General features: G+C 40.6%; 13 protein-coding genes and 1 tRNA gene. 5 read left to right on the plus strand and 9 right to left on the minus strand.

What is annotated here, in order from left to right:
* Nucleotides 1-39: 39 nt before the first annotated feature.
* Nucleotides 40-2,259 carry a membrane dipeptidase gene (locus EHQ64_RS00300; protein WP_425460373.1) on the minus strand — a complete coding sequence of 740 codons (2,220 nt, stop codon included), beginning with the start codon at nucleotides 2,257-2,259 and terminating at the stop codon, nucleotides 40-42.
* Nucleotides 2,253-2,849 carry a hypothetical protein gene (locus EHQ64_RS00305; protein WP_246048476.1) on the minus strand — a complete coding sequence of 199 codons (597 nt, stop codon included), beginning with the start codon at nucleotides 2,847-2,849 and terminating at the stop codon, nucleotides 2,253-2,255. The genes EHQ64_RS00300 and EHQ64_RS00305 overlap by 7 nt, the downstream gene beginning before the upstream one ends.
* A gap of 371 nt (nucleotides 2,850-3,220) precedes the next feature.
* Here EHQ64_RS00305 and EHQ64_RS00310 point away from each other — a divergent pair, with 371 nt between their 5' ends.
* Entirely contained in the window at nucleotides 3,221-4,594 is a 1,374-nt protein-coding gene (locus EHQ64_RS00310; protein WP_135647445.1) for a sensor histidine kinase, read from the plus strand.
* A gap of 111 nt (nucleotides 4,595-4,705) precedes the next feature.
* Complete coding sequence (locus tag EHQ64_RS00315) at nucleotides 4,706-5,413, plus strand: LytR/AlgR family response regulator transcription factor (protein WP_135647470.1); 708 nt, start codon at nucleotides 4,706-4,708, stop codon at nucleotides 5,411-5,413.
* Between the two features lie 107 nt (nucleotides 5,414-5,520).
* Here the strand turns inward: EHQ64_RS00315 and EHQ64_RS00320 are convergent, their stop codons facing one another.
* Both EHQ64_RS00320 and EHQ64_RS00325 read right to left on the minus strand, forming a co-directional pair.
* Nucleotides 5,521-7,740 carry a membrane dipeptidase gene (locus EHQ64_RS00320; RefSeq protein ID WP_135647447.1) on the minus strand — a complete coding sequence of 740 codons (2,220 nt, stop codon included), beginning with the start codon at nucleotides 7,738-7,740 and terminating at the stop codon, nucleotides 5,521-5,523.
* A gap of 14 nt (nucleotides 7,741-7,754) precedes the next feature.
* Nucleotides 7,755-8,306, minus strand: a complete 552-nt coding sequence (locus EHQ64_RS00325) for a hypothetical protein (protein ID WP_135647449.1) — start codon at nucleotides 8,304-8,306, stop codon at nucleotides 7,755-7,757.
* A gap of 591 nt (nucleotides 8,307-8,897) precedes the next feature.
* On the opposite strand from EHQ64_RS00325, the gene EHQ64_RS00330 reads away from it, so the two are divergent.
* A complete protein-coding gene (locus EHQ64_RS00330; RefSeq protein ID WP_135647451.1) occupies nucleotides 8,898-10,049 on the plus strand; it encodes an NHL repeat-containing protein in 1,152 nt (383 codons plus the stop codon).
* A gap of 177 nt (nucleotides 10,050-10,226) precedes the next feature.
* Here EHQ64_RS00330 and EHQ64_RS00335 read toward each other — a convergent pair.
* Nucleotides 10,227-10,302, minus strand: a tRNA-Asn gene (locus tag EHQ64_RS00335).
* A gap of 217 nt (nucleotides 10,303-10,519) precedes the next feature.
* Here EHQ64_RS00335 and EHQ64_RS00340 point away from each other — a divergent pair.
* Nucleotides 10,520-14,119 (plus strand): vitamin B12-dependent ribonucleotide reductase, encoded by a 3,600-nt coding sequence (locus EHQ64_RS00340; RefSeq protein ID WP_135647453.1) that lies wholly within the window; start codon nucleotides 10,520-10,522, stop codon nucleotides 14,117-14,119.
* 149 nt (nucleotides 14,120-14,268) lie between these two features.
* Entirely contained in the window at nucleotides 14,269-15,321 is a 1,053-nt protein-coding gene (locus EHQ64_RS00345) for an integrase core domain-containing protein (protein WP_135647455.1), read from the plus strand.
* Nucleotides 15,322-15,552: 231 nt separating this feature from the next.
* Here the strand turns inward: EHQ64_RS00345 and EHQ64_RS00350 are convergent, their stop codons facing one another.
* The 4 genes from EHQ64_RS00350 to EHQ64_RS00365 form a co-directional block, all read right to left on the minus strand.
* Nucleotides 15,553-15,948 carry a hypothetical protein gene (locus EHQ64_RS00350; protein WP_135647457.1) on the minus strand — a complete coding sequence of 132 codons (396 nt, stop codon included), beginning with the start codon at nucleotides 15,946-15,948 and terminating at the stop codon, nucleotides 15,553-15,555.
* A complete protein-coding gene (locus EHQ64_RS00355; protein ID WP_135647458.1) occupies nucleotides 15,920-18,805 on the minus strand; it encodes a polymorphic toxin-type HINT domain-containing protein in 2,886 nt (961 codons plus the stop codon). The genes EHQ64_RS00350 and EHQ64_RS00355 overlap by 29 nt, the downstream gene beginning before the upstream one ends.
* Before the next feature lie 285 nt (nucleotides 18,806-19,090).
* Entirely contained in the window at nucleotides 19,091-19,702 is a 612-nt protein-coding gene (locus EHQ64_RS00360) for a toxin-antitoxin system YwqK family antitoxin (RefSeq protein WP_167882326.1), read from the minus strand.
* A gap of 18 nt (nucleotides 19,703-19,720) precedes the next feature.
* Complete coding sequence (locus EHQ64_RS00365) at nucleotides 19,721-24,385, minus strand: hypothetical protein (protein WP_246048479.1); 4,665 nt, start codon at nucleotides 24,383-24,385, stop codon at nucleotides 19,721-19,723.
* Nucleotides 24,386-24,407 lie beyond the last annotated feature (22 nt).

Consider the following 24,407-nt stretch of genomic DNA (forward strand, 5'->3'; position numbering starts at 1 on the left):
GAAATAGAAAAAGGCCCGCAAGAAAGCGGGCCTAGTCAATTACTGGATATTCGGACTTCGGTTCACTGCATTCTGCCACATGGTTGTGAAGAATCCAGCAGACCTATACACCGGTTCCAGATCGGAACGTTTTAATCCCTGCTGTCTTAGATCTTCAAAGAAGTCAGGCATTAATCCGATATGCGCAGCGCCTTCCGTATTATAGTCGAAGGTCCTATTTCCAAACTGATGCTGTCCAAAAGAAGGAGCATTCGGTAAGGTAGAAGCAACTCTTAGAGCGGAATCTGGAGAGAACGGATAACCAACTCTCGTTGCATCCGGTTGTGAGATTGTGGTTACTCCTCCTGGACAAGCTCTACCTCCGAAACGAGGTCCTGGCATATGCGCAAATCCGTTGAAGTCAGTTCCAATCGAAATCCTTCCGTCATAAGCCGGATCACCGATCAGAGTTCTAAGATACTGATAGGATTGAGCGAATGTTTGGCTTGTTCCACCGCAAGCATGTGCGATATAGGAACCGTCTGAGTTTTGTCTCCACTCTCCTATCTCTTCCAAGTTTCCTTGGCCAGTGATAAGGCCGATCATTCCACCTAAAGTAACGATCCTTTTAAGGGCTGCTCCTGTTGGGTTTGCCTCGTGACGATTTCCTTTATTCGCCATATCGTACACGCCTGTGTGACCTGTTACGATACCAGGATAAGCCTGTTGTTCTGCGTAACTAATTGCTCCATCCAAGGATTTCGCAGACATATGACCTACGTCTATGATCATACCTTTTTTCATGAGCTCTTTTAGGACCTTCTGTCCGTAAGTAGTCAGACCTGAGGTATTACAATCTTGGCCATAATGTTTACAGTCATACTTAGTTCCACTTCCTAAGATATTGTAAAGACCTGCTCCACCAAATCCGTTGGTTTTTAAGTGAATTGGGAATACATAACGTAAGCCTAGATCATAGAGTTCTTGCACACCTTGAGTGATCATTGCGTCTGTACAGGTAGCTGCAGTACAATCTGCTAAATAATCCACTTCCGTTCCGAGAACGACTGCAAGTTTTCCGGAAGCAATCACACTCTGCGCTTCAGCTGGAGTTTTTACGATCCGGAACCAACCTTGCCCTGGTCCACCACTCTGTGTATCGATCCAAGTCTGCATATCGTATACCGCTTGGGTCTGTCTACGAAGAGTGTTCATATCGTTTAGGTCGAAGATCGGATCAGTAGCGATTGCAATCCCTTTGATGATATCCGGAAGACCATTATCGGTTGCCCCGAACATATAATCTCCGTTGACTGCAAGAGCGACCATTGCTCTCATTCCGCCTTCGTAAGCGCGTTTGATCCACTCATAATACATTGTTTGGTGAGTGTAGCTATTGTTGGCTGGCCAATAAGGTAGTAATGTATACCCACGATTGTCGTGACGAGCAGTTCCTAAAAGAGCTCCGATGATATCGTCTTGGACGATTGCTTCTACTCTCGAGTGTCCTGCAGAATGTCCTTCGTCGGAAGTGCTTGGGCAATTTGCGAGTGCAGATACTGCATCTCCATAAGGAGATCCATGGAATATTACTCCACCAAAACCTAAGTTTGCCATCGGGTGTGTATGAAGATCTACGTAACCGGATAATGTACCTGATCTTTTTAATGAATCTTGCTGTCCTCTCGCGTAGACTTGAGGAGCGGATTCACAACTTGAATCGGAGACATACCATTCTCCCCACATACCGGTGGCCCCACCTGTATTTACGCATCTATGAGGAGTGGTATAAGTTTTTCCGGCGATAGTGATCGGCAATTGAGCGCAAGCTGCTTCCCAACTGATCCCTACTACGTTCCAGATGCGTGAAGAATATTTTCTTTTGCCTGCATACGTTCCGGAAGATTGGCATCCGTCATTTTTATGAGTGTAGTTGTAAATTCCACCTTCGTCCGTAGCAGCCCAGTTCGCTTCGCAAGAATCATCCGTAACATCGAATTCTCCCCACATATTAAAACCGCTGTTTACACAACGAGTAGGTCTTGTGAATACTTGGCCGTTAACGGTTGCTCCCATATTTGCGCAGGTAGTTTCCCAACTCTGTCCGGATGGGATCCCATACAGAATGGAAGAATACTGTCTTTTGCCTGGAAAAATCGATTTACATCCATCTTTTTTAAAGGATCCCCAATACGGATCCGCAAATAAAGAGGTGCCAAAGCTAAAAATCGTCACTGATATGACGACTAACGCGATCCTCCTGAACGATCGGCTCATAATCTTCTCTCCCTAGTCTCATTAGAGTATTTTTTATATTCTTCAGTTACGTTCTTTAGCTTCTTACTATACAATTCTTTTCCAGCGGTGATCATTCTGCGACGATCATCGTCGATCCGATCAGGATATCTTTCCTCTAAGATATGTAATAATTCCAATTGATCTTCTTGTAGTTTGATCTGTGCCTTAAAATATTCGTCGATTTCCTTTTGGGTCGCTTTTCCCGAATAAATTTTTCCGTGTAAAGTTGCCCAATGTTCTAAGAGTTCTACTTGAGCTTTTCTTTCTGCTGGGTCCTTCGGTGTAGCTACCGCAACCCAATATAAATTGTCAGGAGTTTCGTTCTTTAAAATAGATGCAGGAACGATCCCGTCTTCCTCTCCTCCGGAGAATGATCCTTTAGAACCTATGAAACCGGAGAATAAAGATAATCCTTCTTCTAATACATTTTTGGATGAATGACCCGGATGTCCTGGCGACGACTGTTTCGTAAAAAATAAAACTAGTAAAGTTATGAGTACTAGTGAAACAGCAGCGATAACTATTTTTCTATATGGCATTGGTGCGAAAGTATATAATATATACTTTCGCATGCAAATTTTTTAATTCATTTATTATAAAAATGTTATTAGTTTTTCATAACGTGTTCCAGATTATAAGTGAGTTGTTGCTCGCTTAAGTTTTTAATAGGAATTGGTACTTAAGTCACAAGACTAAGAGCGAAAGATTTTCGTTTATGAAAATTGATCTTTGAGTTATACGCCAGTTCTTGTTTTTCTTTGTAAATTATGGCTTTTCTTTATCATATTTTTGACAAAGTTTTCCTTCTTTTTCCTAAATCGAATGTTTGAATAAAATAAAGAATTTTTTGACCGAAATGATCTTAATGTGAGAAGATAGAAAAACGGGAAGGTCGTTTTCTAATTGACCCTCTTGTTTTGAAATTCCTAGTAGCAGAAGGAAAATGCGAAAGCTGTTTCAATCTTTTTTCGGACTTAATTATCGTTTTGCTCTTAGGCAATATAGAAAGGCAAAGATCCTTTCTTCCGTAAATTTTGCTCCTGTATTTACTCGAAACGCCTATTTGGAAATACTTACAGTACTTAGATATGTATATTTCGTTTTACCGGTAATTATCTTACCATTCGCTGCTTATGATCTTGTAGATGCTTTTACCGGGGCAAAAGACAATTCGTTTGTTCTATTCGATTTACTCTTTTATTTTACATTTATTTTGATGAATGTGCTTTTGAATTCCGGCCGTTTGCACCGGGCAGATCTTGGTCGGATCAAGTTAATCTCTAGGATTGGTGTCGTTCTTCTCTCTTTGACGGGAACATGTATCACAGTGGTGGTTTTCCCGAGACTTCCGGAGATCTCCCTATTCTCTGCCGCGATGTTTAGTGTGGCTATCATGTTCCGTTTTCCGGATCATACGAAATACTTTATCTATATTATCAATTATTCGATCTTGTACGGATTCATATATTATAGTGGGAATCGTGAGCCTGTGCTCATACAAAACCCTCTTGTGACCCTTTTTCTGATCCTGATCTTAGATCGAGTATCCTTCTTAACCCTTGCAAATACATATTTAAAAACACAGAGGATCATTCGACTAAACGAAAGATTAAGGGAAGAAGATATCAACAAAAGTGATATGATCAGTATCGCAGTCCATGATCTGAAAAGTCCTCTTTCAGGTATCATGAGTATTAGTACGATTTTACGCAAAAATTTAAAATCATTTTCGGACCGCGAAAAAAAAGAAATTCTCACGGATATAGAAGGTTCTTCTAGAAAGATCCTTGGGCATATAGACGATTTGGTGGGGATCGCTGCGTCCGGACTTGAGAATATTAAGATCAATTATGATGTTTTTAATATTAATTCGTACATACGCTCTACTGTGCAAAATTTCGATTATCAAGCTTCTTTAAAACGAATCCAGTTCCATACTAAATTTGAAAAAGAAGATCTAAGGATCCGTTCTGATAGAAAGGCTGTCGCTAGGATCTTGGACAATCTGGTTTCGAACGCAGTAAAATATTCTCCTATAGGCGGATCTATCTTTATTGATACTAAGATCGTGAGAGAAGATGGGAATTTTATTCAGATCCAGATCGGAGACGAGGGAAAAGGATTTACCGAAGAAGATAAAAAACTCGCTTTTTCAAGATTCACTCGTTTGTCTGCAAGACCTACTGGTAACGAACCTTCTACAGGTGTTGGTTTGTATGCGGTTCATAGACTTGCAGAACTGTTGCATGCTAAGATCAATTTGGATAGCGAGCCAGGACAAGGAGCGATCTTTACTCTTCTGTTTGAAAGCGTTTGAAGTTCCGACACAAAATGGGCAGAATTCGTTGGATATAATATTCTTCTTTTTGCATATTCTTTTGTAATTTCGGATTGACCGTTCCGGTTTTTTCTGTTGAACTCGCTAACCATGGTGAGAGCGGTTCTTGTTGAAGATGACAAACTTATGGCAAGAACCATTCAACATTATTGCAGGGAAGCTTTCGGAAAAAATCTGGTTTCTCTGAAAACTTTCGACGAATTAACTCCTGCCCTCTACAGCATTCAGGAAAATCCGATAGACCTTCTTCTTTTGGATATCAATCTGAAAGGACAATCCGGTTACGAGATACTGAAACTCCCCGAAAAGGATTCCTTTTATACGATCGTGATCTCTTCCGACAAACAAAACGCGGTAACTGCATTTGATTTCGGTGTTTTAGATTTTGTGGCTAAACCTTTCACAAGGGAAAGATTTATTGCGGCCATCGATCGAATGAAAGCCGCTTCCGCTTCCAAAGCGGATTCTATGCGTAAGAATAGTATCTCCTTAAAAAAAGACGGGATGTTAGAAGTGATCCGTCTCGAGGATATTTTATACTTGGAAGCTGCAGGAAATTTCACAGAGATCCATCTTAAGTCTGGAAGAAAAGAAATCATACGTAGGACTATGGAGTCAGTGTTATCCGAACTCAATTCTGATTTTTTTAGATCTCATCGTTCTTTTATCATCAATTTGTCTGAAGTAAAAAAGGTTCTTCACGGAAAAGGAAATCACTTTAAGGTTGTTTTAGGAGATTCTGCAGAAGTAGCCTTATCCAGATCTAGATATAATATTCTTAAAAAAATGCTCGGTTAAACGGCTCTTTCCTTCTCGTAAATTTTCTCTCATTCTGCTCTTATAATAAAAAAAGCCCGCTTAATTAAGCGGGCCAACTTAAAGTTAGTTTATTTTAAGGGATTCCTTTATTGAATGCTCGCACCTCTGGTCACAGCATTCTGCCACATCTTAGCGAAGTAATCAGCAGAACGATATACCGGTTCGAGGTCGGATCGTTTTAGACCTTGTTGTCTTAAGTCTTCGAAGAAGTCCGGCATGAGCCCTATATGAGAAGCTCCTTCCGTGTTAAAATCGAAGGTACGATTTCCGAAGGTATACTTTGACAGAGAAGGAAGAGCGGAAAGTGTCGCTGCCTTTCTGATAGAAGCGTCTGGTGCAAATGGATATGCTACCTTAGCCGAATCAGGTTGAGCGATCGTGGATACTCCTCCTGGACAAGCTCTTGTTCCATAGCGAGGTCCCGGCATATGAGCAAATCCGTTGAAGTCTGTTCCGACAGATATTCTTCCGTCGTAAGCAGGGTCCCCTACTAGATTTTTCAGATATTGATAGGATTGAGCAAATGTCTGGCTCGTTCCACCACAAGCATGTGATATATATGATCCGTCGGAGTTTTGTCTATATTCTCCAACCTCATCCAAGTTTCCTTGCCCCGGGATGAGCCCGATCATACCACCTAATGTGATGATCCGTTTTAAAGCGTTACCAGTAGGATTTGCTTCGTGACGATTTCCTTTATTCGCCATATCGTATACGCCAGTGTGGCCTGTAACGATACCAGGATAAGCCTGTTGTTCTGCGTAAGTCAGAGCTCCATCTAAGGATCTTGCAGACATATGACCTACGTCTATGATCATTCCTTTTTGCATTAATGCTTTCATGATCTTAGGTCCGTAAGAAGTTAAACCTGCAACGTTACAATCTTGACCGTAGTGTTTACAGTCATACTTGGTTCCGCTTCCTAAGATATTGTAGAGACCTGCTCCACCAAAACCATTGGTTTTTAAGTGGATCGGGAATATATAACGTAAACCTGCGTCATACATTTCTTGAACACCTTGAGTGATCATTGCGTCAGTACAAGTGGTTGCAGTACAATCTACTAAATAGTCTACTTCTGCTCCGAGTACTACTGCGAGTTTACCTGCGGCGATCACAGTTTGAGCTTCTGCTGGAGTTTTTACGATCCGGAACCAACCAAGACCTGCTCCTCCACTTTTCTGATCGATCCAAGTTTGCATATCATACACAGCTTGGGTCTGGCGACGAAGAGTGTTCATGTCGTTCAGATCATAGATTGGGTCGGTAGCGATTGCGATCCCTTTGATAATATCCGGAAGACCATTATCAGTCGCTCCGAACATATAGTCTCCGTTTACAGCAAGTACTACCATGGTACGAAGTCCGCCTTCATAGGCGCGTTTCAACCACTCATAATACATTGTTTGGTGAGTGTAGCTATTATTCGCCGGCCAATACGGAAAACTTGCATATCCGCGATTATCATGTTTCGCGGTGGAGAGAAGTGCTCCGATAATATCGTCTTGTACGATTGCTTCTACCCTTGAATGTCCTGCAGAGTGACCTTCATTAGACATACTTGGACAATCGGCTAACGCAGTTGCTGGCTCTCCATAAGGAGCTCCGTGGAATATAACTCCACCGAAACCTAAATGAGCCATCGGGTGAGTATGAAGATCCACATAACCTGAAAGAGTTCCGGTTCTTTTTAAAGAATCACTTGCTCCTCTTGCATAAGCCTTAGGTGCGGATTCACAACTTGAATCTGCAACATACCATTCTCCCCACATGCCTGTGCTACTTGTATTCACACATTTATTTGGAGTTGTGTAAGTTTTTCCTGCGATAGTAATAGGTAGCGCTGCGCAAGCGGCTTCCCAAGTGGTTCCTACTACGTTCCAGATACGGGAAGAATATTTTCTTTTTCCTGCATAGGTTCCGGAAGTTTGACAACCGTCGTTTTTATGGGTCCAATTATAACCCCCGCCATCGTCGGTAGCAGACCAGTTTGCTTCACAGGAATCATCGATTAGATCGAATTCTCCCCACATGTTCAAACCAGTGTTCTTGCAACGAGTTGGTTTCGTAAACACTTGGCCGTTAATGGTAGCTCCCATATTCGCACAGGTAGTCTCCCAACTTTGGCCAGAAGGGATCCCGTATAGGATTGCAGAATATTGACGTTTACCTGGGAAAATAGCCGTACAGCTATCCTTTTTGAATGTTCCCCAATAAGGATCCGCAAACACGGATGCACTTCCTGCGAAAAACATCGTACATACTACGAAGCTGAATACAGACCTTCGTACTGACCGATAATTCATAACTCTCTCCGAATCTATTTTTGGTTTAAATGTTTTTCATATTCATTTTTGGTACTTTGTAACTTTTTAGCATATAATTCCTTACCTGCTAAGATCATTCTCCTGGAATCGTCGTTTAAACGTTCCGGATATCTATCTTCCATAATCTTTAGCAGTTCCAACTGATCTTCATGAAGTTTGATCTGTGTGGTAAAATACTCGACTATCTCTTCGCGAGTGGCCTTGTTTGAATAAATTTTTCCGTAGAGAGCTGCCCAATCTTCTCTCAATTCGTTTTGGGCTTTCTTTTCTGCTGCATCTCTTGGAGTCGCGATAGCTTTCCAATATAAATTGTCAGGAGTTTCATTTCTTAAAAGAGAAGCTGGGATTAAACCCTCTTCGTCGTTTGAAGAAGAGGAGTTAAGACCTAAGAAATTGGATAAAGATGAGATCTTTTCGGAAAAACCGCTTTTTGGTGCATGAGAATGAGCAGCTTCCGTATCCTGTGATGAAGAAGGAAGTACCAAAAGAATGAATAAACCTAAAATAAGGGCAGATATCGTAGCCAGAGCTAATTTGCGTTGCATGCAAAGGAAGATATAAGTATTTGAGCAACTGTGCAATGAGTTTGGGATGAAAGCCTATGTAAGTATGATGAATGGAAAAAATAGTTCAAAAATATATCTAAGGCTTGTTAGAAATCCCTATACTAAATTCAACCATTTGTTAGATAAAAATCCGTATTATTGAACGAATTCGGTTAACAATTTGAATTTTTCGGAAAAGCATTTGGGAGTCCTGTTTTGTTTGTAAGAATAGAGACTTTTATTTTAAATCTGTGTCATTTTGTTTGATATCTACATATAGAAGAATGGGCAAAACTTTGAGAGAAAGTTTCTCAGTATTTCTAAATTTTTTCTAACTCGAAGCTGCATTGTAAACGTTCGTTTAATTATTATTGGAGCTATGTATACTGATATAATAAGTTATTTAGAAATGTAATATTTTTCTAATAAAACACTGTCGTAATAGAAGCATTTATTTCTTCGAATGGCGAAACTATAATTTAGGTTGTTAAATGAAGAAAAAGTTTATTATATTTTTTTAATGAGTTGTACCCTGTTGGGGGATTTTCTGCCTGTGCTGGCGATGACGGCCAGAACCTAACAGGCCTTTTGTTGGCATTCTCTAATTCATCTTCTTCTTCCGGGTTTACAACTGGACAAGAGGCGTCTGTTGTGATCGGACAGAATAATTTTACTACGAATGTCTCAAACAATAACGGTTCCGGAACGTCCGGTTCCATTTCTTTGTCCACGGTAGGAGATGACTGTTCTTCTTCTGTTGCTCCCAAAGGATCGCCTTTATATTCCAACGGTAAACTTTTTATTCCGGATACCGGAAATTGCAGAACTCTAGTCTTCAATTCGGTTCCTACCTCCAATTATCCGGCAGCGAATTTTGTGATCGGACAGGCAAATGGTACAACGACTTCTTCTACTGCCTCCTCCTCAGTTTCCACTGGACCTGTGGATATTGCCACCGACGGGACCAAACTTTTGATTTCTGACCAGACAGCGAATCGGGTACTCGTATACAATACCTTCCCCACTGCGAGCAATGCGTCTGCAAATGCAGTCATCGGACAATCGAATTCTACCAATACGAATTCAGGGGCAAACCCTGCCCTTGCAAATGAATTTAGGTCGCATAAAGGTGGTCTTGCCGTTACCTCCGGAGGTAAAGTCCTTGTTTCCGATGCAGATCGCTGCGGTGTGCTGATCTGGAATTCCATTCCGACTACTAACGGAGCTAGTGCGAACCTTGTACTTGCACAAACGAATTTTACCAATACAGGCGGCATCCTTGGCTTAGAAGGTTGTTTAACTAGTAGAGATGTATGGACCGATGGAACAAAATTGCTTGTGGCGGATTCTCTCTATCATAAGGTTTTTGTTTGGAATACCTTTCCTACATCCCTTGGGCAGGCAGCGGATCTAGTCTTAGGAAGCGACGATCTTGATACTTATCCTGCTATATCCGGTTCAGGAAATAATCTGATGAATGGGCCTACCTACGTAACTTCTGACGGAACTCGTATCTTTGTGACGGACTCTGGGAATAATCGAGTATTGATTTGGAAATCCTGGCCTACAGCTAGTGGAGCCGCTGCAGATGTAGTTCTTGGTCAATCAAGCTTTAGTGATACAAGCGCAAATACGACTGCGACCGGCTTGAGCAATCCCCAAGGTCTCGCCTTAATCAATTCGAATCAACTAATCGTTACGGATACTGGAAACAATCGCCACCTGATCTATAACGCTAAATAGCAGAACCTTCCGACTAACAACGGGTTCTTTGCACAAGGACCCGTTTCTTACTTTCTCAATAATTGAATAGAAGGGAAAATTTTTCCAAAAAAGACTAAACAAATGTTAGCTTTTAGGGTCTATTGAATAGATCCTAAAAAGTCATTCTTGTTAAGATTCGGAAAAAAGGAATAAAATTGGCTCCCCCTGCAGGGCTCGAACCTGCGACCCAGTGATTAACAGTCACTTGCTCTACCGACTGAGCTAAAGGGGAATTTGCGGTAGCAGAATCCAGTTTTTAGAATTGAGGCAGGTTGGCAATGAAAAATCTTTGAGACATAGGCATTTTTCTGAAGGAGACATAGAAGATTTTTTCCGTTAAAACCAAACAGCATTTGGAAAAGTACTATGGAAAAATTTGAAAGCTATAGTAGCGTGACATAATTCATTCACGCACTATATTTCGCTGAAGTTTCATTGAGGAGCAAGCTATGAAGCTAAATAAACATTTCACTTCACCTGAAAAGGGATTTTCTAAGGAATTGAACTGGGTTAAAAGAAATTCTAAGATTTCTAACCCGGATGGTTCTGTCGTTTTCGAAGCCAAAGACATACTTGTTCCGGACCAATGGTCGCAAGTTGCAGTAGATATCCTGGCCCAGAAGTATTTCAGACGCAAAGGAGTGCCGAAATACTTAAAAAAAGTAGATGAAAAAGGCATTCCAGAATGGTTACAGCGCTCCGAACCGGATACTGAGAAACTTTCTTCATTAAAACCGGAAGATCGTTTCGGTGGAGAGGCATCTGCACAGGAAGTTTTCCATCGTTTAGCGGGCTGCTGGACATATTGGGGATATAAATACGGTTATTTTTCCGACGAAGAAAGCGCGAAAACCTTCTATGAAGAAGTAGCTTTCATGCTCGCTTCTCAAATGGCTGCTCCAAACTCCCCTCAATGGTTCAATACTGGATTACATTGGGCCTATGGGATCGACGGTAAATCCCAAGGACATTTCTATGTGGATCCTACCAGTGGAAAATTGGTAAAATCTTCTTCTGCATACGAACATCCACAACCTCATGCATGTTTTATTCAAAGTGTTGATGATGATTTAGTAAATGAAGGTGGTATCATGGATCTTTGGGTCCGTGAGGCTCGCCTATTCAAATACGGTTCTGGAACTGGAACAAATTTCTCCAACTTGAGAGCGGAAAACGAATCTCTTTCCGGTGGTGGAAAAAGTTCCGGATTAATGAGCTTCTTAAAGATCGGAGACCGTGCTGCAGGCGCGATTAAATCCGGAGGAACCACTCGTCGTGCGGCTAAGATGGTTTGTTTGGATGTGGATCACCCGGATATCGACCGTTTCGTAGATTGGAAAGTAGAAGAAGAGAAAAAAGTAGCTTCTCTCGTAACCGGATCCATTCTGAACAACAGACATCTGAACGCAATCATGAAGGCTTGTTATGAGATGGAGGGAGAGGATCGTTTCGAACCTAAAAAGAACTCCGCTCTCAAAAAAGCCATCGTAGAAGCAAAACGAGTTTTGATCCCTGATAATTATATCAAAAGAGTCATCGATCTTGCAAGACAAGGATACAAAGAACTCCTATTCGAAGAGTTAACTACCGACTGGCAATCCGAAGCATATAATACTGTTTCCGGTCAGAACAGTAATAACTCTGTTCGTCTTCCGAATGAGTTCATGAATGCTGTAGAGCAAGATCTTCCTTGGCATTTATACAATAGAACGGAAAAAGAAAAGGCTCATAAAGAGAAAAGATCTCCAAAGCCTGCGAAAACGATTAGAGCAAGAGATCTTTGGGATAGAATTTCATTTGCAGCTTGGTCTTCCGCGGACCCTGGAACCCAGTATCATACTACCATTAACGAATGGCATACTTGTCCAGAAGATGGAAATATCAACGCTTCCAACCCATGTTCAGAATACATGTTCTTGGACAATACTGCATGTAACCTTGCTTCTGCAAACTTACAGAAATTCGTAGATCCGGAAACTCTTGTATTCGATGTAGAAAGTTTCCGTTATCTTTGCCGTCTCTGGACCATCATCCTTGAAATTTCAGTGACCATGGCACAGTTCCCTTCCAGAGAGATCGCAGAACTTTCTTATAAGTTCAGAACTCTCGGACTTGGATATGCAAACCTTGGTTCTGCATTGATGATCATGGGAATTCCTTATGATTCAAAAGAAGCAATGGCGATCACCGGTGCTATCACTTCTATCATGCATATGACTGCATACGCTACTTCTGCGGAAATGTCCAAAGAACTCGGACCTTTCCCTGGTTATGAAAAGAATAAAAAGCATATGCTTCGTGTTCTTCGTAACCATAAAAGAGCGGCTTATAATGTTCCTTCCGAAGATTATGAAGGTCTGACAATCACTCCAGTTGGGATCGATCCTGCATACTGCCCTTCTTATTTATTAAAAGCTGCTCAAGAAGATTCGGATAAGGCAGTAACTCTTGGTGAAGAACACGGATACAGAAATGCTCAAGTAACAGTGATTGCGCCTACGGGAACTATCGGTCTTGTAATGGATTGTGATACTACTGGGATTGAGCCTGATTTCGCGTTAGTGAAATTCAAAAAGTTAGCTGGTGGTGGTTATTTCAAGATCATCAACCAATCCGTTCCTTTAGCACTTCGTAAATTGGGATACTCCCCTTCTGAGATCGAATCTATCGTGAACTATTGTAAGGGACATGCTACCTTAAACGGAGCTCCTGTAATCAATACCCAAAGCTTGAAAGAAAAAGGTTTCACGAACGAAATTTTGGAAAAAGTAGAATCTTCTCTTCCTTACGCGTTTGATATCAATTTCGCATTCAACAAATTTAATTTGGGAGAAAACTTCCTACAAAAGAATTTGGGGATCGCAAAAGAAACTTACGATTCTTTCACTTTCAATTTACTCGAGCATTTAGGTTTCTCTAAAGATGAGATCAATAAAGCAAACGATTATGTTTGCGGAACGATGACCATCGAGAACGCTCCTTACTTGAAAGAGAAAGATTACCCTGTATTCGATTGTGCGAACAAATGTGGAAAATACGGAAAACGTTATCTTTCCTATGAGTCCCATATTCGCACTATGGCAGCAGCTCAACCTTTCATCAGTGGTGCGATCTCTAAAACGATCAATCTTCCGGAAGATGCTACTATCGAGGACATCAAAAACGCTTACTATATCTCTTGGAAGATGATGGTAAAAGCGAATGCACTTTACCGTGATGGATCCAAACTTTCTCAGCCTCTAAATTCCGTATTAGAACTTCTAAACGGGATCGAGTTGGAAGAACAAGAAGAGATCGCAGAAGCTGCGGTCGCTAAAGATCCTTCTCAGTTCGCAGAGAAGATCGTTTATAAGTATATCTCCCACAGACGCAAACTTCCTAACAGAAGAGCCGGCTATACTCAAAAAGCTGTAGTTGGCGGTCACAAAGTTTATTTAAGGACCGGTGAATACGAAGACGGACAACTCGGAGAGATCTTTGTGGATATGCACAAAGAAGGTGCAGCATTCAGAAGTTTGATGAACGCATTTGCGATCTCCGTTTCTCTCGGATTACAGCACGGGGTTCCATTGGAAGAATTTGTGGATGCATTCACATTCTTCAAATTTGAGCCGAACGGTATCGTAACCGGAAACAAACATATTAAGATGAGTACTTCCGTAATCGACTTCATCTTCAGAGAACTTGCGATCACTTATCTTGGAAGATATGACCTTGGCCAAGTAGCTCCGGAAGATCTAAGAGGAGACGAGATCGGATCCAGAAAATCCTCCGAGTCTATTCAGCCTAAGGCAGAGACCGTTGCTCCAGCGCCTGTAGCTTCTGCGGTAGTAGAAACTCCAAGTGCAGAACCGGAAACAATTTCTTATTCTCAGATGATGTTTAAGGAAAAACCGAGTTCCGGAGTTGCTTTGATGGAAGAGATCAAGATCGCTAAGATCAAAGGATATACTGGAGATTCCTGCACGGAGTGTGGATCCTTTGAAATGGTTAGAAACGGTTCCTGTTTGAAATGTATGTCCTGCGGGGCAACTACAGGATGCTCCTGATCTAAAGTAAGATACTCGCAAGAGTTCTAAAATTAGAAAGCCTCGGGTGTTAACCACTCGGGGCTTTTTTATTATCAAATCGATTCTGTAACCCTATACTTCCGTTAAAGTCTCCACTTCTATCCCGATAAAATGTAAAAAGGATTCTCTTGTTTCTAAATCTCTCCTTACTTCTAAACTTTATTCTGCTCTTTTACTTCCTAACCCAGGCTCAAAATCGCATTCAAGTTTTGTTTCTTAAATCCCAGCTAGCAGCTTATAAAAGAAAAGCGAAAAAGTTTCAGACAACTGCATTCCAACGCCTAATCTTCATATTCTTTACATATATCCATAAACAATGGAAGGATGATTTAGTTTTAGTAACACCAAACACAGTTCTAAAATGGAGAAAAAGAAAATTTAAGATTTTCTGGACTCTCATCTCTAAAACAAAGAAAATTGGAAGACCAATGATTCCTTGGGATACCATTAAGCTCATCCGAAGAATCTCAAAAGAAAATCAAATCTGGGGTGCTACCAAACTACATGGCTTACTTTTAAAGTTAGGTTACCATATCTCAGAAAGAACTGTTTCCAAATATATCCCTAAAAGACCAACTGATCCCAAGAAGAGACTCAGGTGGAAGCAGTTTTATCATCTCCATTCGGACTCCATCATAGTCTCTGATACGTTGTCCGTATTTTCAGCTAATTTCAAAGAAATTTATCGCATAATCTTCTCTCTGCATATCGGATCTAGAGAGATTCTTCATTTCGATATTCATACAAACCCTACTACAAGATGGATTCGAAAAGTGCTTAAATTCGCAATCCGTAAAATCGGAAAGTCAAACGTTCAATATTTTGTATCCGATAACGAATCCATTTTCGGGAAAAGACTCTCTGAATATCTACAGAAATTAGGAATTACACACAAAAGGACTGCTATTCGCTGCCCTTGGCAAAACGGTTACGCTGAACGTTGGGTAAAAACTGCAAGAAACGAATTCCTGGACTACTTCATCCCTGCTAATGAATATCATCTTCGTAAAAACTTAGGTGAGTTCATTCATTTTTACAATCATTATAGAACTCATTTAGCTTTAGATAAAAACACTCCTATTGCGTCTCCTGTTTTGGAAAAACCCCCTGATGCTAAGTTAATTTCCACTCCCATCCTGGGTGGATTGTATCATACCTACTCTTACGATAAAGCTGCTTAAGTTTTTTTAAACATATTCTCACTTTATTCTTTGCTACACAGAGAAGGAATTCGCACGCTCACAGATTCATAGAATATATAGAAACTACTACAAAAACGCGTTAATTATCTTTTTCGTAAGTAGTTTAAGCAAAAAATAATTTATAATTTTCATTTCTTATCATAGTTTTATTCGCTTTGGCAGAGTAATCGTCCGCTACTTTAGTTTTTACGAGGCTCACCCGCTTCATTATCATTTTAAATAATAAAAAATCGAATCTTCCGTTTGCTCGGAATTTTCATCCACATTTTCCCTGTAGAATGGTTCAAAAGTATGCTTCTTGGCCTTTGCCTTCATACTTAATTTTCCGTCTTGGTAAGTAAACACCTCACTCAAATCTGAGTAATTAGCAGATTCGGCGATTAATTTCTTTTTAGCGGACCAAGTGACTGAGTAACTATAACTTGCAGAATCAAAATGCTGATAATATGAGTTCGATTCCTCTATGAAGTCAGCTTTTTCAAAATTAACCTCGTGTACAAATTTCTTCCGAATTTCAGGTAATTCAAAATGTTCCTTTTTTGCAGCCTGACAACCTATAACAAATACTATCAGTAAATTAATAGCTATAACATACCGGAACGACATAATAACCTCCATTATAAGTTCTGTCTTGACATCTCGTCTTTTTAGTATTTTGAATATTCTGCTCTCTCGTATCCATATAATCCAAATACGCCTTTTGGATACCAGGCAAGGTCGGATTCAACGTGTAAATCGAAAATTTGGATGCAGGCTCACTCAAGGCTTGGTATCCAAATTGGCCAGCTACCTTCGTAGTTTGGAAATTCTTAATGCTTTCCATCTCTGCATAACCATCCGAATGTCCTCGATACATCAATGCTTTTTCTGAGACTCGAAGCATAGAACTATAGTCTCCATTTTCTCCAAATGTCCTTGCCTGATCAAAGAGTTTCATCTTTTCATAATAGGAATTGTTAAAGGAATTTCTCTCCTGTACATCGTCGTTCAATTTAATTGTCTGATAAGCTACTTCTTTGTTATGATCTATTAAGTTCTTGTTTATGTTTGTGTCGGCAAGATCTCCGACAGTTGTATCATAAGTTGTTTTTCCTTCAACAGAATCCAGAAATCCTTTCCGTTTTTTAATCAAGGCATCAAGGCCTCCATTCACATCGTTAAATTCTCGTTTCGCCTTCTTCTCCTCTCTCATTAAAAGATCATCCATTAGGCGGATGGCATCCTTTGTATCTTTGGTTTCTACTATTTCCTTTAATTTTTTCTGCATAGCATATGCTTCTGATCCGACTTCAAGCACTATTCCTAAGATACCAAGAGCACCTTTCGCTCCACTATACAGCGCCTTACCTATTTCCTTTGTGGTTCCCAAAATCGCATCAACTATTCCACCCGTTACCGTATCCGCTACATGATTTCTTACATCCAATTTACTCTCTATTTCATCATGTACAGCTCTCGTATTTGAATACTTTTCATAATTATCATCATTATGCACCCAAACTCCGACTTCACTTACAAAGTATGTGTGGAAATCCTCTACTTCAAAGTTATAAACAGTCTCAGAGCGATCTTCGACAAGAACAGATTCGATTTCGAGAGTTTCTCCATTCACTGTTAAGGTAATATCTCCCGATTGAAGATCTTTTGCCTGTTTCCATTCTGAATTCTCGATTTCAAAATTCTTCCTTTTCTCTTTAGGTTTCAATCTCCTGAATTGATGATTCCAGGTTGTTTCGAGAATTGTTCCATCTGCAAATACAACTTTGTAGATTGTATCCGCCTCCCGGATGAATGTTTGTTTCACTCGTTTGAATTCCAAGTCTCCTGTTATATCACTCTTGGTAAAGACCACATCCCCTGCTTTTATGGTTTCTATCGGTCTTATGCCTTCTTTTGTATGCACTGGAGTTCCTGCCACAAAGCAGACATTGGCACGGAATTTTCCGTCACTATCTATATAACCTAAGCTATCTGAGCTTCCACCGCTCATAAGCTTATCGTATAACCAACCGGATGTATTCTCATAAAGACCGATCCGAGATCCATCTTTCTTTAATCCTAAGGCACGCATTTCTTCAGCATTCTTTAATAAGATCTGTTCCGTGCTCAGATTTACGTCATCTGGATGTTTTTGCTTCCAATCACTAGCAAATTGCTCTTTACCTTCTTCCAATGCTCTAGCTTTTGCGGTCTTAACTTTTATGTAATCATCATACTCTTCCTCGGTCATCCCACCCATAGCAAGAGCCTGAGCCTTACCCAGATCTCCAAAGAAACCTTTGTTGTACTGTGCTTGTCCACTGATCGAGTCGTATGTGATAGCTGTTGCACCATTTACGTTTATTGAGCTCGTATATCCTCTGGTTATATCATTATACGATAATGTTCCTGTTGCTCCAGCTACGGATGGTGTTGTTACACTATATGTGTTTCCACCCCAAGCTGTGTGATTGTAGTCTAAACTGGATTGTGGAAGGTATTTGTTTGTGTTTTCTGATAAACCTGCTGATTGTCCAAATCCATTTGTATTGTCGTAGTTTAATCCTAGATTTAGAGATCCTGCATAGTTTCCATTTGCTTTGGTTCCTAACCCGATCCCAAGTCCTGCATCGATTCCAGCGAATCCATCTTGGTTGAATGATATTCCCAAGTTCCCTGTGAGTCTTCCACTCGTATCAAATCGATTCTGTAACCCTATACTTCCGTTAAAGTCTCCACTTCTATCATTCCAGGCAATACTTCCCCCAATGGCGAGTCCATCTGCGAGTTTGTATCCTCCTCCTACACTCACTCCAAATCCGTCTTTATAACTGTAGGAAGTTTCATAGGAAACAGCACCGCCCGACATACCCATCAAGTAAGCGTTTCCTATATTTGCTGCTCCCGCTAAAACCCCGAGGACCCCACCGTCATATGCTCCTTCCACAGCTTTATAAGCTGCGAATGCAATCATGCCCGCAGGACCTGTCATGACAGCTGCTACTGCAGCCACTGCATCGATAGTTTCTTTGTTCTTATGGAAAAACGCTGTGGTATCTTTTCTAAAATCGAAACTGTTCGCTACATTATCAGCTTTCTTCATCACATTCGATGCGAGTCCAGTCTGACCGTAAGATGCAAGAACATATGCAGTTGCAGCACCGGCTACATAGATTGCTCCTTTTGCAAACACATTTGCATATCCCCCAATTACCGTTCCTACACCACTTGCAAATCCATCACTATTAAATTCTTTTCCTTTTGCTTCTATTTCATCATATTTTGATTTGAGTTTTAATGTTGTATAATATTGATTAAAATGCCAATCTCCGAATACTCCTCCCTCTGTCGGTCCCACCAAATACCCCGAGTTCAATGCATTCTGTTCCATTGCTTTTTTATCATCTGAACTTGCTGATAAATATCTTGGATCGCTTAAGAGTGCTCTTACTGCTCCTTGGGATGCCTGTGCTACCTTTGCCATTGCTACTGGATCTAATGCCGTGATTAATTTAGATTTGGCTGCCTCCTCGCTTACGCGAGGACCGGGCTGCTGCGGGTTCGCGTAGTCACGCTCATCCCTTCGCTATATGTGATTTATTCGAAGGCTCTTACCAGGAGAGCTCGGGACTAAAGCCCTTCGCATCCCTGGCAGGTTTAGTGGTCGGTGGATTTGTGTTTTCTTTATTAATTCTTCCGTTCAGAGAATAGTTGTAAAAAATGAAATATTGCTTAATCCATAATAGAATTTTAATTAAGTCAGCGCGTTTTATCCAAGAAATCCATATTTTTCTACGTATTCTCTGTCTCGCTTTGTCTGTTCTTTAAATATTACTTTCCCCGTCTTGTCATATCGACAAGCTTCCCCATCTGCTATACCGTCTTTCATTGTAAATGTGACCAGCAATTCACCTCTTCTGTTGTAAAAATAGATAAGCCCATTCTCTTTTCCATTTTTATATGATACCTTCTTTTTTAATTTACCCGTGGGCCAATATAGTATCATTTCCCCTTCGTATAGACCGCCTACTACTTCAATATAACCAGCTTTCTTTCCAGAAGTTCCATAATATAAAGGGCGTTTTCCGTCTATAACTGATAGATCTTCCCATTTTGAGAAAATGAAATTAAATTTCGCCGATTTTGGAACTGCTTTGGGAATAGTTTCTGGAGGTAGATGTCCGATTTCTTTATGCGTTTTATAGTAAATTATTATCCGATCGAAGAATTCTCCATCCCGTAACCGAGTCGCTTGAAATCCGCCGGGAACTTCTTTTTCGATATTTTCATATTTTGATAAATAATTATCCTCACTTGGCTTCTCAAGCTTCTCTTCTGCGTAAAGATTTATAGTAAATAAAATAATCAGAATTAGTTTCATAGTGAAATTCATCTTAAATTACCTGTTAAACATTATATAGCGGTCTGGCATTGTGGTATTACGAGATTTTCGTAATGTCTCTAAGTAATTTGTGTAAGCGTTTTGTACTATACCTTGAACAATATCCATAGATTCATCTTTTAAGCCAGAATAATCCTTGGGCAATTTATCTGACATTGCTTTATCATTTGCCTGTAAATATTTATATGTTTTGTATGTATTTTCCAATTGATATGTTGCCTTTAGTAAAGCGTTGGTTGCTGATACTTTATCAATAAACTTAGCATCGCCATATCCGGTGAATCCATCGAGATGAGTAGATAAAGTGCGATAAAGGTCGTCTTTTGTCATTCTATCATTTATGTTTAAACCTGCTTCGACTCCCTCTAAGCTACGAATTTGAGATTTCGCTATTTTGATCTCGTTTTCATAGCTTTTATTAATAAATTCTTTATATTTTTCTAATCCATATGCCGTTTCAGTTAAATCTAAGAGAGGATCTTTGTTTGATCTCAATGCCAAAATTTTGTTCTCTAATTCTTCCATCTTTAGATAGTTTTTGTCATAAGCAGCAGCCTGAGCAGCTTGATATAAATCTTTAATATCATCCAAAATTGGGCGATACAGATCCGAAAGTGAATTGGCCGAACCTAAGTCACTACCGAATTTATACATAAGTTCAGGGGTGCCGGCGTGTGGCTTTAACACATCTGGAAGTAAATCTTTTAACTTATCTTTTACTTTTTCAAGCAATTTGTCCTTAAACTTATCCCACAACCCTTTATCCATAGGTACCAAATCCGAATCTAGTTTATCTATAGCAGCTTTAAACTTAGCTTCACTATCAGCAGTATTTCCTACTTCTTTTAAGGCTATATCTGGGCGCAAGGTTTCACTAACTAATTCACCATCTACCAGGAAATATTTCAGACCATTATTATCCACAAATGTGTTTGGACCAGTTTGCTTTAATGGTAATCCCCCGCTCTCGTCTTCTCCAATACCTGCTCCACGATACATCAAACCACCCATCATATCATCTGCAAGGTTACGCTGAGCACTATCTCTTGCAGCTCTCGATGCTTGTGTTTCTGGACTTGTATCGGATGAGAATAACCCACCAAAGAACCCAGTGGTCTTATCCCACAATCCCTGCGATTCCGCACGCAAAGCAGCCTGCTTCTTAACATGATCATTATACTCTTCTTCGGTCATACCACCCATAGCAAGAGCTTGGGCCTTACCCAAATCTCCAAAGAAACCTTTGTTGTACTGTGCTTGTCCACTGATCGAGTCGTATGTGATAGCTGTTGCACCATTTACGTTTATTGAGCTCGTATATCCTCTGGTTATATCGTTATACGATAATGTTCCAGTTGCACCTGCTACGGATGGTGTTGTTACACTATATGTGTTTCCAGCCCAAGCTGAATGGTTGTAGTCTACACTAGATTGTGGAAGATATTTGTTTGTATTTTCTGAGATCCCTGCGGACTGTCCAAATCCATTTGTATTGTCGTAGTTTAATCCTAAGTTCAAGGATCCTGCGTAGTTTCCATTTGCCTTAGTTCCTAATCCGATCCCTAGTCCTGCATCGATCCCTGTGAATCCATCTTGGTTAAAGGATACTCCTAAGTTCCCTGTGAGTCTTCCACTTGTATCAAATCGATTCTGTAACCCTATACTTCCGTTAAAGTCTCCCGATTTTGCATTGTAGGCAATACTTCCTCCGATAGCTAATCCATCTGCGAGTTTGTATCCTCCTCCTACACTCACTCCAAATCCATCTTTGTAACTGTATGAGGTTTCGTAGGACAATGCTCCCCAACTCACTCCTTGTAAAAATGCATTTCCTATATTTGCTGCTCCTGCAAGTGTGCCGAGGATTCCCCCCTCGTATGCTCCCTGTGCTGCTTTATATGCTCCAAATGCAACAAGTGACATTCCCCCACTCATTGGTGATGCGACCACTGCCGCAATTGCAGCCGCTGCATCTATCGTATCCTTATTATCATGCATGAAGTTTGCTGTATCTGACTTCAGGTTCTTATTTCTTTCCGCTGTATCTTGTGTGATCTCTATGATCTTTGGTGCTAAGTAGATTGCCCAAGGTCCTGACGCTACGATTGCCGCATATCCTGCTCCGTATATGAATGACTGTGTATACGCTGATACGAATGACCCTACTGCATTCGAGAATCCGTCGCTATTGACTTCTTTTCCTTTTGCTTCTAATTCATCATACTTTGATTTGAGTTTTAAGGTTGTATAATATTGGTTAAAGTGCCAATCTCCGAATACTCCTCCCTCTGTTGGCCCTACTAGATACCCTGAGTTCATTGCATTCTGTTCCATTGCCTTTTTATTATCTGCACTTGCTGATAAATATCTTGGATCGCTTAAGAGTGCTCTTACTGCTCCTTGGGATGCCTGGGCTACTCTTGCCATTGCGACTGGATCCAATGCTGTGATCTTTTCTTCTCGGTTCTCTTGGTTTATTGGATCATAAGTCTTCTTGAAATCTTTGTCTAAGACTGTTGTTGCGAGCTTCACCATTTGGAGAAGTTCCGCTGTGCTCGGGCCTCCCTCTCCGGTAAGTCCGTTATAGTTGGTGAGATCCCATTCCTTTCCTTGGGCATCTTTTACTTTTGGAAGTTGTTTTGGTCCTTCATATCCATAATTCGTATAGTTTGGTAGGATCTGTTGTTGTGGTTGTCCATCTGCTCCTACAGTTTGTCGAATAAGAAGATCTCCCACAGGTAAGAAGCCGTCCTGCATCACTTTTTGGACTAGCTGTTTACCCAAGTCCTTATTTGCAGCGGCAATCATTTCCTCGTAGGTTTTCGGAATATTATAAAGTCCATCTAAAGTTTGTAATACTACAAGCTTTTGAGAACGTTCTTCCATTTCCTTACTCAGGTCTTGGAACTGTTTAATATTCGAATCGTCTAGTTTACGAGTCGTTACCTGGTCTATAAAGAACTGAACGTCTTGGTATGCTCCTTGGTTGATCAAATTATCATCAAATTTACTTGGAGCTCCCGCAAGGACCTTATTCAAGATCGTATTTGCGTTTAGCTCTACTCCAACGTTTGTAGGAAGTTCTTTTTTATAACTTTCGATCAAACCTTGGATCTGGCGATATGCCTCTGCGAGTTTATCCGTATCGGTTTGATCTTTATACGTGGAGATAAATTCTTTTTCCCAAGCAGCTTTCTGAGTGATCATCGTAGCGATCTGCTCTAGATGTTGTTTTTCTCCATCTTTTGCCTTTTTATTAAACTCGGTTCTCCAATCATCCCAACCTTTCAGGATAGTATTAGTCATTTCATTAAATTTAGAAAGACCTGCATTTTGTAGGAATTGGATATTCTCCACCCATTCCTGTTTACGTTTATAGAACTCTTCTTCTTTCTGATCCCAAACTGCAGTTTGTTGTTTGTATTGTTGCTGTTGTTCAAGTGTGAATAGCTGATCTATGATCGCACCCTGACCCATATAGTCGGATACGACTTTTTTGTACATATCGTATTCAACGTTATCTCCATTACTATTGGAGAGTTTTTTGAGAAGATCCGAGTAGAACTGTTCTCTTGCGTCTAAAATAACTTTTTGATCCGCTTTTTGCCCGCCAGGTCCTACATATTTTTCCTGAGCTGCAAAATACTCGTCTCTTTCTATTTCGTACTGAGATTGGGAAAGAACTGCAAGAGCAGATACGAATTCATCTGCGCTCGTCATCGTTGCAGTTTTTATACCTGAGGAAGATCCTGTGATCGTTGCGGAAGTTCCCCCTGCATTTTTACCATTGTCTCGAACAAGAAGACCGTATGCATCATGCACGTATCTTTCCTGAACTACAGGATTTCCGTTCTTTCCTGCAATTTTATTCATATCCAGAGGCTCTTTGCCTCCGTTCCAAGTCATAGTGCCGTTTGCAAAAGTACCTGTTCCGGTTAGATAATCCATATCCGAAGCAAGTAACCCTGTACTTAGAGTATATTTCCCTTCTTCATTACCGGTTCCAAGTAGTACTGATTTCAACTGCGCACTACTAGAGATGTCTGTATAATAATTCAGCTCAGCTTGTAGATTTTTCAGATTGATAGCAGACTGTTCTGCCCCGTCTAATCCTGTTTGAAGCGCAGCTCTCTGTGCGATCCAATTATTATTCCTTTGGATTGCTTCCCCACCCACCAATGGATTTCCCCACTGCATGACCGCGATCAGAAGAGCTTGAACGCCAAGCACATTATCCAAACCTGTATTCATCTTAGTTTCGTAGTCGCCATAGGTAACAGAACTCGTACGATACGCAGCCGATTGTTTTGCACCTTCGTATGGGTTCAACCACCACATCCCATCGAATGCTTTCATGGTAGCTTCCATCTGGCTAGAAAGCCCTGAAGCTCCTCCATGAGAATTCACAAATGCTAATATACTGTATTCAGGATATAAAGAGTCCAGTCCTCCTCCATAAGTCAGAGTTCCTGTTGTGGATCCTCTACCTCCATGGATAAAGTCCCACATACCGATTTTGTCGTTAATCACTCCCTCCATGATCTGGTATTCTTGGCGAAGATCAGATTCCAAAGAGATATAATCCTGTTTTTGGTAATCTATCTTACCATTCAGACCGCTTGCGTTGATCGGAGAATTTATAGGGACCAGGATACTATTCAAATATGTTTGTAAAGTGCTTCTC

It is taken from the genome of Leptospira sarikeiensis (assembly GCF_004769615.1).
In the GTDB taxonomy this organism is placed as follows: domain Bacteria; phylum Spirochaetota; class Leptospiria; order Leptospirales; family Leptospiraceae; genus Leptospira_B; species Leptospira_B sarikeiensis.

What these genes read in the sequence shown, in the direction of transcription:
- EHQ64_RS00355 (WP_135647458.1), bottom strand. Translation starts at nt 18,805, where the DNA reads ATGGCAAAGGTAGCACAGGCATCCCAAGGAGCAGTAAGAGCACTCTTA.
- EHQ64_RS00325 (WP_135647449.1), bottom strand. Translation starts at nt 8,306, where the DNA reads ATGCAACGCAAATTAGCTCTGGCTACGATATCTGCCCTTATTTTAGGT.
- EHQ64_RS00350 (WP_135647457.1), bottom strand. Translation starts at nt 15,948, where the DNA reads ATGTCGTTCCGGTATGTTATAGCTATTAATTTACTGATAGTATTTGTT.
- EHQ64_RS00320 (WP_135647447.1), bottom strand. Translation starts at nt 7,740, where the DNA reads ATGAATTATCGGTCAGTACGAAGGTCTGTATTCAGCTTCGTAGTATGT.
- EHQ64_RS00360 (WP_167882326.1), bottom strand. Translation starts at nt 19,702, where the DNA reads ATGAAACTAATTCTGATTATTTTATTTACTATAAATCTTTACGCAGAA.
- EHQ64_RS00310 (WP_135647445.1), top strand. Translation starts at nt 3,221, where the DNA reads ATGCGAAAGCTGTTTCAATCTTTTTTCGGACTTAATTATCGTTTTGCT.
- EHQ64_RS00315 (WP_135647470.1), top strand. Translation starts at nt 4,706, where the DNA reads ATGGTGAGAGCGGTTCTTGTTGAAGATGACAAACTTATGGCAAGAACC.
- EHQ64_RS00340 (WP_135647453.1), top strand. Translation starts at nt 10,520, where the DNA reads ATGAAGCTAAATAAACATTTCACTTCACCTGAAAAGGGATTTTCTAAG.
- EHQ64_RS00305 (WP_246048476.1), bottom strand. Translation starts at nt 2,849, where the DNA reads ATGCGAAAGTATATATTATATACTTTCGCACCAATGCCATATAGAAAA.